10 protein-coding genes are annotated in these 11825 nt (G+C 35.8%); 4 read left to right on the top strand and 6 right to left on the bottom strand.

Features of this window, described 5'->3' with window-relative positions; genetic code table 11:
- Nucleotides 1–141: 141 nt before the first annotated feature.
- Together HOG71_14315 and rnr are read left to right on the top strand one after the other, a co-directional pair.
- The gene (locus tag HOG71_14315; GenBank protein MBT5992022.1) at nt 142–702 is read left to right on the top strand and encodes an alpha/beta hydrolase; all 561 of its coding nucleotides are present in this window, start codon (nt 142–144) and stop codon (nt 700–702) included.
- Between the two features lie 254 nt (nt 703–956).
- Nucleotides 957–3098 carry a ribonuclease R gene (gene rnr / locus HOG71_14310; protein ID MBT5992021.1) on the top strand — a complete coding sequence of 714 codons (2142 nt, stop codon included), beginning with the start codon at nt 957–959 and terminating at the stop codon, nt 3096–3098.
- 64 nt (nt 3099–3162) lie between these two features.
- Here the strand turns inward: rnr and HOG71_14305 are convergent, their stop codons facing one another.
- The 3 genes from HOG71_14305 to HOG71_14295 all read right to left on the bottom strand — a co-directional run bounded on the left by HOG71_14305 (nt 3163) and on the right by HOG71_14295 (nt 7049).
- Nucleotides 3163–4695 carry a LysM peptidoglycan-binding domain-containing protein gene (locus HOG71_14305; protein ID MBT5992020.1) on the bottom strand — a complete coding sequence of 511 codons (1533 nt, stop codon included), beginning with the start codon at nt 4693–4695 and terminating at the stop codon, nt 3163–3165.
- 106 nt (nt 4696–4801) lie between these two features.
- On the bottom strand, nt 4802–5035 hold the full coding sequence (locus HOG71_14300) for a twin-arginine translocase TatA/TatE family subunit (GenBank protein MBT5992019.1): 234 nt from the start codon (nt 5033–5035) through the stop codon (nt 4802–4804).
- A gap of 112 nt (nt 5036–5147) precedes the next feature.
- Nucleotides 5148–7049 carry a 1-deoxy-D-xylulose-5-phosphate synthase gene (locus tag HOG71_14295; protein MBT5992018.1) on the bottom strand — a complete coding sequence of 634 codons (1902 nt, stop codon included), beginning with the start codon at nt 7047–7049 and terminating at the stop codon, nt 5148–5150.
- A gap of 227 nt (nt 7050–7276) precedes the next feature.
- Between HOG71_14295 and HOG71_14290 the strand changes: the two genes are divergently transcribed.
- Complete coding sequence (locus HOG71_14290; GenBank protein MBT5992017.1) at nt 7277–8344, top strand: AMP-binding protein; 1068 nt, start codon at nt 7277–7279, stop codon at nt 8342–8344.
- 14 nt (nt 8345–8358) lie between these two features.
- Entirely contained in the window at nt 8359–9219 is an 861-nt protein-coding gene (locus tag HOG71_14285) for a cation transporter (protein MBT5992016.1), read from the top strand.
- Nucleotides 9220–9269: 50 nt separating this feature from the next.
- Here the strand turns inward: HOG71_14285 and HOG71_14280 are convergent, their stop codons facing one another.
- From HOG71_14280 to HOG71_14270, 3 genes are read right to left on the bottom strand one after another with little or no spacing between them, the layout of a single operon-like run.
- A complete protein-coding gene (locus HOG71_14280; protein MBT5992015.1) occupies nt 9270–10331 on the bottom strand; it encodes a VOC family protein in 1062 nt (353 codons plus the stop codon).
- Nucleotides 10332–10375: 44 nt separating this feature from the next.
- Nucleotides 10376–11176, bottom strand: a complete 801-nt coding sequence (locus tag HOG71_14275) for an SDR family oxidoreductase (protein MBT5992014.1) — start codon at nt 11174–11176, stop codon at nt 10376–10378.
- Nucleotides 11169–11780, bottom strand: coding sequence for a RibD family protein (locus HOG71_14270; GenBank protein MBT5992013.1), 612 nt, complete (start codon nt 11778–11780; stop codon nt 11169–11171). Before HOG71_14270 ends, HOG71_14275 begins: the two co-directional genes overlap by 8 nt.
- Nucleotides 11781–11825: the final 45 nt, after the last annotated feature.

Below are 11825 nucleotides of genomic sequence, written 5' to 3'. Positions count from 1 at the left end.
TGTTATAGAAAGGACAAATGCTTGGTTGGATGCTTACAAGGCAATTCTGGTACGTTTTGAAACAAACAAAACTCATTGGAAAGCATTGCATCTATTGGCTTTTACAGTAATTTTATTGCGTCAACTTTGAACAACTTCTATATCAAATGGGAGATTCCATCAAAAGATGATGACATGAATTCCTATGCCATTCAACTATCAAAGCAAATTGATACATCCAAGAAATTCTATTTGATAGGAGCTTCCTTAGGTGGAATGATAGCAACAGAGATGAATTCATTTCTGAAACCTGAAAAGGTAATCATTATGTCCAGCGCTAAGTGCAGAACAGAATTACCTGCTCAATATAAATTCCAAAGAGCAATTCCTGTGTATAGAATAGTTCCTCCAATCATCTTAAAAAAATCCACTTTTATTGCTCAGCCATTGTTCGAGCCAGATCGGAACAAAGAGAAAGAAACCTGTAATGCTATGCTTGAAAACCTGGATCCGATATTTTTGAAAAGAAGTATCGGAATGATTATTAATTGGAAAAGGAAGGATTATGATCCTGCAATTATCCATATTCATGGTAGTAATGATCATACAATACCCATTAGAAATGTAAATTATACATACCTGATAAAGAATGGATCACATATGATGACCTTAACTCGGGCAAAAGAAATCAGGGATATTATTTTATCGGAAATTGAGAAATAATAAATAGTTAGACTTGTTTAGTCGTAGTACGACTTAAAGTCGGCCTACGACTAAAACCATACCTAACCTGAAATAATAAATACACTCCCATATGAGTCACTCGCAGAGTACTCAATTTGCAGAAACTATCGCATTAATAATTAACACATAGCTATTGTAGGTGTTATCTTAACAAAAATTTAACATAAACTTTACATACATTCCAGATTAATACTTACAATATCTACTTAACTTTGATTGTAGATGACAATCATATGACCAGAAATAAGAAAAAGCCGAAGCATAAAAATACTCCACAGAAATCTGTTAAGCAGGGAATCATTTCCGTATTACAAGAAGATCCGAAGAAGCTGATGAACATCAAGCAAATTGCGTATCGGGTAGGGATGGTAAAGAAAAAGGATAGAGAAAGACTTCAACAGATTTTAGACGAAATGGTTGAAGAAAAGCTTATTGCAGAACCAAAACCCTGGAAATTTGTATCTCTTCCAAAGCAAGGCGCTTGTCCTGAAGGTATTATTGATATTACCAAACATGGATATGGATTTGTAAGCTGTCCTCATTTTGAAGAAGATATTTTTATTCCTAATCGGGAAATTGGCAATGCATTGCATGGCGACACGGTTCGAATAGAGTTGTTTAGGCATAATAAAGGAAAAAAGGTCGAAGGCCGTGTGTCAGAAGTTGTGCAGAGAGCACGCATCGAGTTTGTTGGCGTTTTAGAAGTATCTGATCGTTTTGCATTTTTAATAACTGATAATCCTAAAATTCATGTCGACTTTTACATTCCACTTAGCAAATTAAAGAATGCAAAATCAGGTGACAAGGTAGTTGTTCGATTAAATGATTGGCCAGCAGGTTCTAAAAATCCTTTCGGCCAAGTGGTAAAAGTACTCGGTAAGGCTGGAGATCATGAAACTGAAATGCATGCTATTATTGAGGAATTTGGCCTTCCGTATGAATTTGATGAACAAGTAATTTTGGATGCCGAGGCAATTCCAACGAGCATTACAAAGGAAGAGATAAACAAACGAAAAGACTTCAGAGACATTTTGACATTTACAATTGATCCAGAAGATGCCAAAGATTTTGATGATGCTATTTCATTCAGAAAAATAGATGATAAAACTACTGAAATAGGTGTGCATATTGCGGATGTAACCCATTATTTGAAAAAAGAATCGATTTTAGACAAGGAAGCTTTCAGACGAGCTACATCAGTGTATTTGGTCGATAGGGTTATTCCTATGTTGCCTGAAATTCTTTCAAATAATTTGTGTTCCTTGCGTCCCAATGAAGATAAGTTGTGTTTTTCTGCAGTATTTGAATTGGATGTAAATGCCCTGATTGTTAAACAATGGTTTGGCCGAACTATTATTCATTCGGATAAGCGCTTTTCCTATGAGGATGTTCAGGAAATATTGGAAACAAAAAAAGGTGAATTTGTTACTGAGCTACTGAAAACAAATGAATTGGCCAGCAAACTAAGAAAGCAACGTTATGAGCAAGGTGCTTTTTCATTCGAAACGGAAGAAGTTAAATTCAAGCTCGACAATCTGGGTAAGCCAATGGGTGTTTATAAGAAAATCAGAAAAGAATCCAATATGCTTATCGAGGATTTCATGCTCTTGGCAAACAAACAGGTTGCAGAATATATTCACAAGGAAAGTCAAAAGAAATTCCCATCAGTTTATCGGGTTCATGATCATCCAAGTATTGAGAAATTGGCTAATTTTGGTCGTATGGCTGCAAAGTTTGGCTATCAAATAAATACAGCTGATGATAAAAAACTGGCACAATCATTTAATCGTTTGTTGGCTGAAGTAGAAGGAAAACCAGAGCAAAATTTCATGCAATCACTAGCAATTCGCTCCATGGCAAAAGCAGTTTATACCACCAAAAATATTGGACATTATGGTTTAGCATTTGGCTTTTACACACACTTTACTTCTCCTATCAGGCGCTATCCGGATGTCATGCTTCATCGGATATTAGCGGATTTATTGGATAGGAAAAATCAAAGTGAACAAGATACATTGGAGTCGAAATGTAAGCATAGCTCAGAACGTGAAGTGAATGTCGAATCTGCCGAAAGAGCCTCTATTAAATACAAGCAAGTGGAGTATATGCAGGATAAAATAGGGGAGACTTTTGATGGAGTTATTAGTGGAGTTATTGAGTCAGGTATCTTTGTCGAATTAATTGAAAGTAAGTGCGAAGGAATGATAGGTGTTAGCTCCCTGCAAGATGATTTCTATATATATGACGAAGAAAACTTCTGTATGAAAGGGCATAATTCGAAGAAAACCTATACACTTGGGCAAACTGTTAAAGTAGTTGTAAGAGAAGCTAATTTAGCGAAAAGAACCATTGATTTTATGATGGTAGTTGAATAACCACAATCGAATAGGGAGGAAGCAGAAACGAGTAACGAGTAACCAGTAACGAGCAACTAGTTTTCTACTTCTTCTTAATTTTGATTTGCTGCCCGGGCTTGATAGACTCTTCATCTATCTCATTCAGTTGCATGATGTCATAAGGTGTGACTCCCGGAAATTGACGGGCAATGGCCCAAAGTGTGTCTCCCTCTTTAACAGTATAGGTAATTAAGTCACTAGTAATTGGTTCCTTTACTTTTCCAATTAATTGCTGCTTTTCCTGAAAACTCATTCCATTGATCTTTTGGTAATGCTCAGCTTTGTGAGAAGGAACGTATATATGAATTTTTTTCCCTGCATATAATGAATTGGCAATTCCTTTATTCCATCTGCTTAAATCATTCACTGTACAATCGAACCAGTCTGCAATCAAGTTTACATTGTCTCCACTTTTGACCAGATATTGAATAAGATGATAAGAATTCGTGTTTTCAGAAGGGAAACTGTTTACTTTATCCAAGCGTTTGGCTGCTGAAGCCTCATCTTTCTCCTTACTGTCCAAATAGTTCTGATATCGATATATTCTATCTTTATGAGCATAAAATTTAGCGGCTTTTTCTTGCGGTAATCGAAGAATGTATGCTTCTTTTGTTGGTGATTGAGGAATGATATCTTTGATATATTGAGGATTTAATTCTTTCAATAAACTAACCTCCATTTGCAATGCATTGGCAATTACATCCATACGAAGTCTTCTTTCAATATGGATTGTATCTAATAATCCCGGACAATAAATATTTTTAGGATATAAATTATGTTCGATGTTATAGTGCATAACATAGCTGGCAGCAATAAATGCCGGAATGTAGCCTTTTGTTTCCTGAGGCAAATAAGGATAAACTTCCCAGAAATTTGTTTTGTATCCCGATTGTGTAATTGCTTTGTTTAGTGAACCAGGACCACAATTATAGGCTGCAATAGCAAATAACCAGTTTCCAAAAACATGATAAAGGTCTGAGAAATAAGTAACAGCTTTGTTTGTCAGTTTGTAAGGATCTCTTCTTTCATCAATATAGGATGTGATTTGTAGATCATAAATTCGGGCTGTTGCGTACATAAATTGCCATAAACCGGTAGCTCCGCTTTTCGATACTGCTGTTGTTTTTAATGCCGACTCAATAATGGGAATATAGTGAAGTTCAAGAGGCAATCCCTGTCGTGCTAATTCTTCATCAAAAATGGGGAAATAGTAATTCGCCAAACCAAGCATTTCCTCAACCTGATCTCTTTTTTTGGTTGTATACAAATCAATATAACGCCTGATAATATCATTATAAGCTAAGGGGATAGCACTTTGTAGCTGATCAAGTCGTGCTTCGTAAACTGAGTCGGAATAAGTTGGAATTTCATCCGCTTTAAAGCCGTAAACATTCAGCTTCTCGATGCTATAATCTTTTTTAGTTTTTCCGAAATACCAGCTATTTAATTCCTGGTCAATCGATTTTTTGCTCATGCATTGAGATACCGAATCTTGGAGATCTTTTAATACTTGTATCTGAGCATGTAACTGGCTAATCAATAAAAAACAGATCAATATGAGGAAACTTTTTTTCATACCAATCTGTTTAAAATTTTGAGTAAATAAATACCGGGTAAAGATTCTTTACCTGTATTGAGGAGTTTAAATTGCTGATAAACAGCTATTTGTTGTTTTGGCAAATTTATTTGTCTTTGTTCTCTTCGTCTTCAGATTTTTCTTCTGATTCTTTAGACTTCATGCCCTCCTCAATGTTGGCTTTGACCTTATCTTTCGCATCGTTAAATTCACGAACACCTTTGCCAATACCCTTCATTAATTCAGGGATCTTACGTCCACCAAATAACAGAAGAAGTGCTGCAAATATGATCACGATTTCCCATGTTCCAAACCACCCTGCTAAAATGAATTCTGTCATAATTAATTATTTTGCAGCAAAGCTACAATATTAATAATAGGGATTAAATAGTTGATTGGAATAATGCGCTAATTATCCACATTTGGCGTGCTGTTATAAAACAAAAAGTAGCTTATGAAAGACTATTGTATACTAAACGAATGGTTTCTGTGATTTTTTCAGGGCTTAGCCCACACATTTCTTGTTGTTCTTCTACGCTGGCGTGTTCAATAAACTCATCTGAAAAGCCCAATCTTTTAACAGAAATGTGCAATTCATGATCCTCAATAAACTCCAAAATAGCTGAACCAAAACCTCCTGAAGTGATCCCTTCCTCCACACAAATTATTTTTTGGTGCTTTGAACAAAGCTTTAAAAGTAGCTGTTCATCCAATGGTTTTGCAAAGCGCATGTCTGCATGAGTAAAAACTATCCCTTCTTTATTTAATGATTTTGAGGCTTCTATGACGTGATTTCCAATTGGTCCAAATGTCAAAACAAGTAATTTTTCACCTTCTGAAATAACTTGTCCTTTGCCGATTTCCATCATTTTGAATTCTTCCTGCCAATGATCGAGTACACCTCCGCCCCTTGGGTAGCGGATAGCAATTGGTGAATTGTAAAACTGAGCCGAATAAAGCAAATGTCTTAATTCAACCTCATTAAGAGGGGAGGCAATGGCTATATTGGGTATGGCTTTCAAAAAAGCAATGTCGAATGCACCCTGATGTGTAGCACCATCTTCACCAACCAATCCTGCTCTGTCGATGCAAAAAACAACAGGCAAATTCTGTAAACAAACATCATGAATAAGTTGATCGTAAGCACGTTGCAAAAAAGTAGAATAGATAACACAATAAGGTTTAAATCCTTTTGTAGCCATACCTGCAGCAAATGTTACAGCATGTTGTTCGCCAATACCAACATCAAAAGCACGGTCTGGAAAAGCATCCATTAAATAATGAAGCGAAGAACCTGTAGGCATTGCAGGAGTAATTCCTATTATCTTCTCATTTTCTTTGGCCAATTCCACCAAGGTTATACCAAATACATCCTGGTATTTTGTTGATTGCTTTTGAACCACATTTTCCAATCCAGGAATTTTTGGCTCATGTGCTGAAACTGAATGATATTTAGTTTGATATTTTTCGGCAGGTTCATATCCTTTGCCTTTTACAGTCATTACATGAAGCAATTTGGGTCCTTCAATTTTTTTCAGATCACTCAGGATTTTAGTGAGTTTGGGAATATCATGTCCATCTATAGGTCCAAAATACCTAAAACGTAATGATTCGAAAAGATTACTTTCCTTAAAAAGATGGGTTTTTATACGATGCTCTAATTTAGCCGCTGTAGCTTGTGCATCTGGTCCTAATTTGCTGATCCGTCCTAAAAACTGCCACAGACGAATTCGAATTCTGTTGAAACTTGGAGAGGCTGTAGCACGCATAAGATACTCTTTCAAAGCTCCGACACCTGCATCAATAGAAATTCTGTTGTCGTTTAAAACCACTAAAAGATTAGCGTCTGAAACACCTGCATTGTTTAAGGCTTCAAATGCCATTCCGCCAGTGAGTGCTCCATCTCCAATCACGGCTATGTGGTTTCGTTCAACACAACCTTCTAGTTGAGAAGCTTCGGCCATTCCTAATATAGCGGAAATAGAAGTTGATGCATGACCCGTTCCAAAAGAATCATATTCGCTTTCACTCATTTTTGGAAAACCACTAATGCCATCTTTTTTGCGATTTGTAAGGAATTGATCTCTTCGTCCAGTCAGGATTTTATGTCCATATGCCTGATGGCCTACATCCCAAATGAGGGAATCGTCAGGTGTATTAAAAATATAATGAAGTGCGATTGTCAATTCAACAACGCCCAAACTTGCTGCTAAATGCCCCCCAGTGGTCGTTACTGTTTCAATGATAAACTGTCTGAGTTCATCAGCCAATATGCTAAGTTCTTTTTGACTTAATTTCTTTAAATCATCAGGACTATTGATTTGATTCAATATGTTATTGCCGCTTTGTGACATCAGGCAAATTTAATGTCTTCTTCTTTCCTGAGGGAGTTTATTTGTTTTTGGATTTTGAGTTATGAGTTGCAGGTTTCAATCATTCAGGTAACAAGCTTTATGTAACAAGCAACGTGAAGCGAGTAACGAGTAACGAGTAACGAGAAACGAGAAACAAGCACATTCATCACTCAAGTTCGAGGCACTTATCAAAAAAAACCTTAATTTCACATCTCAGAATTTAGCAAATGCCTTTAATTTACTACAGAAAGCAAGCATTCACTTTTGATTCTTTTTTACAATTGAAAGAGAAGAGTGCTTTTGTAACTCAGGTAAAAACAATTATTGAAGATTGGTTTGAAGGGAGAGAGAAGTTTAGCTTATTCACTTCTGGTTCAACTGGTAAACCTAAAGAAATTAGTTTTTCCAGAAATCAGCTTGAAATTAGCGCCAAACAAACCTTTGATACTTTTAATTTAGAAAGTGGAGATAGTTTGTTGTGTTGTTTGTCGCCAGAGCACACAGCCGGATTCATGATGATCATAAGAGCATTGATGTATGATTGTGATTTGTATTTAGCTACTCCATCTGCAAATCCACTAATAGATATTGAACTAGATTCAAAGATTGATTTTGCTGCTTTTGTTCCCTATCAAATGCAGCTTATTTTAGAAGCTTCGAATATCAATCCTGATATTTTGAATAGAATGAAAGCGATTATTTTGGGTGGTGGACCGGTATCTGATCAACTCAAATCAAAAGTCAATAAACTGGATTGTTCGGTTTATCATACATATGGTATGACAGAAACACTTACTCATGTGGCCATAAAGAATCTTAAATCTGATGACAATAAGTTTCATGCATTAAAAGGAGTTGAATTTAGTCAGAATGATAAGAATTGTTTGATTGTTAAGTCACCGATTCAACCAAATGAAGAAATTGTAACCAATGATGTGGTAAAACTAATTGATTCGACAAGTTTTGAATGGATCGGTCGCTTTGATTTTGTTATCAATACAGGTGGTTTTAAGATTCAGATCAATCAGCTTGAAAATAAAATGCAAGAAGTTATAGCTGACTTTTTTCCTCGAGCAAATTATTTCATAAGTGCTGTTCCTGATAAAGATTTAGGTGATAAAATGATTTTGATAATTGAGACAAATGAAGCCGTTTGTCAGGCCGAAAAATTGATTATTGCCCTCAAAGGAAGATTTAAATCATATGAAATACCCAAAAAAGTAATTTTTATTCAGAAATTTGTTTTCTCATCAATAGGTAAGATAGATCGAAATAATACACTTTTAAAAATCTAAACCTACTACAATAAATGGCTACTAAGAAAAGAAATTATGCATTGCGAGAAGGTTGGATATCCATTGTAGGTAATACGCTTTTATTTGCATTAAAGTATTGGGCTGGCATTGTTTCCGGATCAGTAGCTATTATTGCCGATGCCTGGCATACCTTCTCGGATTCATTAACTTCTTTAATCGTTATTATTGGAGCAAAAGTTTCAAACAAACCTGCTGATAAAGACCATCCATTTGGACATGGAAGAGCTGAATTAATAGCTTCATTAATAATCGGATTATTACTAGCAGTGGTTGGTTTCGAGTTTGTTCTTGAATCCATTAAGAAACTTCAATCCCACGAAAGTGCTCATTATGGCAAAATAGCTATAGTTGTAACCATTGTTTCTATTGTAGTGAAAGAGCTAATGGCACAATATGCATTTTGGGGTAGTAGAAGAAGCAAAGCAAAATCATTAAAAGCTGATGCATGGCATCATCGCTCTGATGCAATTTCGTCTGCCATAATTTTGATAGGTATTTTCTTCGCTAAAGATTATTGGTGGGTAGATGGCGTATTGGGAATTTTTGTGGCAGCCTTGTTGTTTTATGCAACCTATGAAATTTTGCAAGATGCCATAAGTTCGTTATTGGGTGAGAAACCTGATGATGCTTTAATTGAGAATATAAAAAGAATCGCTGCTTTTTCAACAGATATTGAAGTTAATCCGCATCATATTCTGGCTCATAATTATGGTAATCATACCGAAATTACCATGCATATTAAACTTCCTTCAGAAATGAACCTGGAAATTGCTCATGGAATTGCATCCGAAATAGAAGTAAATATTAAAAAGGAATTGAACATTTGTGCAACTATTCATATGGAACCTCTTTAAGGTGCTTTCTGATTTACACTCAATAAAACTATTAGTTCCTTGAATAGCTATTAATCCTTTACACGACTAAATCGTAGAGCATTAATCATCCATTTTGGCAAATCTTGTTCTGGATTGCGTTTGCGTAAATCCAAATACCAGCCCAATTTTTTCATGATTGGAACTTTGTGTGTTTCCACAAATTCGATTAATGCGCCATCAGGATCTTCAATATATGAGAAATGCCCAGCTGCTTCGCCCATATCGAAACTGTTGCTGCTATCTACCGTAAATGGATGTCCGTATGCTTCGCATTCTTTTCGTAAGTCGTCCATTCCATTGATGTCAAAACACAAATGAATGAAGCCTAAATCACCCCAGAATCTATCTTTGTAAATCTTCTTGGGTTCACGATCCAAAACCTGGAATAATTCAATTTTTGATGGGCCTAACATTTTACTAAAACTTCCTACGCGTGGTTGTCCGTGTCGTAATAAAACACGTCTGAATTTGTTCTTTCCACCAGGCAAATAAGCCAGATCTTCAAAAACTCCTTCTTTGTCGTACACAGCTTCGTTATATCCCAATATATGACTGTAGAAATCAATTGATTTCTGCATGTTAGTTACTCCAATACAAGCTCCATAAACCCCACCTGTATTCCATTTTTGAGGTTTGAACCATTTTTTACTTTCAGCTATTTCAAAAATATTATTGTAAGGATCTTTAACAAAAAAATGATTTTTTTCACCACCTGCATCTTTGCTTAATACACCTACTAAATTGAGTTGCTTTTTTTTGAATTCGTTATAGCTAGCTGTAACATTCTTACTTTTAATTTTACCAGCGAAAAAGCCCAGATCACCCAATTGGATTTCAAAAGCAGGAGGTTGAGGAGTACGGCCAGTGTATTGCCAAACCTCCATTCCACCACCACCTTGCATATTCATACAAAGTACAGCATGTCTTTCCTGAGGTTTGCCTCCGGTGTATGGTAACATCAAACCAGCTGTTGCTGCTTCTTCAAATATTTTAACATCAATATTAAAATTTTGGCGATACCATTTCCAGGCTTCGTGAACATTTGAAACACCAATTCCAAGTTGTTGGATTCCGCTTATAAGTTTAGGCATGTACTAATTCGTTTTTAGGCTGCAAAAATAATAAAATGAGTCAATTATGTAGGCTTTACATTCGAAATAAGCTTATAAAATAATGCTGGAGCATATCTTTTTAAATAAACAGGAATTAGCTCCTTTCCACCAATAAGTACTTCTTTCTTTCCTTTCTCGATGGAACGAAGGTATTTTTTTGCACAGTATTCAATGCTTACTCCGCCTGCTTGTCCTGCATCCATTTTACCATAAGCACTGCCATCTTTGGTGAGGGCATTGATGGAGATATTGGTTTTTACTCGTCCCGGGCAAACAATGGTTACTGCAATATTATCTTTTTGATGTTCCAATCTAATTGTCTCAAAAAAGCCATGCAATGCATGTTTGGAAGAAGCATAAATTGACCGTAAATGAAAACCAAATTTGCCAGAAATGCTACTGGTTACAGCTAAATGCCCACCGCCATTTTTTACCATAAGTTCAAGCACTTTGAGTGTGAGCTTGGTGGTTCCAAAATAATTGATCTCCATTATTCTACGACTCAGCTCTTCGCTGGTTTCCAAAGCCAGTGTACGTTGACTCACGCCTCCGTTACTAATTAAAACATCAATTTTACCAAACTCTTTTACTGCGGTATTAAAAGCATCATCAATACTTTTTTGATCAGCAAGATCCAGATAAACTGAAATACATTTTGCCCCACGACTAATACAATTGTCTTTTACTTTTCTCAGGTTATCCATATCTGGAGCTGAAATAATAAGATTAGCGTTTTGTTCTGCTAATTGGTAGGCAATACCTTCACCTATGCCCGAACTAGCACCTGTTATCCAGACTACTTTATTTTTATAAAAACTACTCATTTACTTGATTTCTGTATATTATTAATTCATCTTTTTCAATCATTCTTTTTTGAATTATTTCGCCTTTTAAAGGAGGAGCAGGCATCCCATATTGCAATTCGACAACACCTGTAAAAACCCGGGCTTCATCCCATAATTCCTGATCGATGAAAGATTGTAAAGTAAATGCTCCTCCTTCAATAATAAGTGATTGAATGGATTTGCTATATAAATAGTCTAAAATCTGTTGAGGCAAAGTATGGTCAAATTGCATTTTAACATACGCTAGCTTTGGCAAACTTCGATTATCTTTTTCGTTAATTACAATTGTTTGTATTCGTTGATCAAAGAGGTTCAAACTGTTTGATAATTTTAGGTTTTTATCAATGACTAAGCGAAGCGGATCAGGATTGTTATCAAACCTATTGTTAAGCTGAGGATTATCAATTTTAGCTGTTTTTGTGCCAACCAAAATGGCCTGTTCTTCTCCACGCCACTGATGCACCAATTGTTGGGAAAATTCATTGCTGATCCAAACTTGCTTTTGCTCAGCAGGGGCCATAAAACCATCCTTGCTTTTAGCATATTTGAGAATGATAAAAGGTCTCTTTTTTTTGTGAAACATATAAAACCTTTTATTCAGCTCTTGAGCCTCTTCTCGCAAAATACC

The sequence above is a fragment of the Bacteroidota bacterium genome (assembly GCA_018698135.1).
In the GTDB taxonomy this organism is placed as follows: Bacteria; Bacteroidota; Bacteroidia; order CAILMK01; family JAAYUY01; genus JABINZ01.
This window is presented reverse-complemented; position numbering and strand designations above follow the sequence as displayed.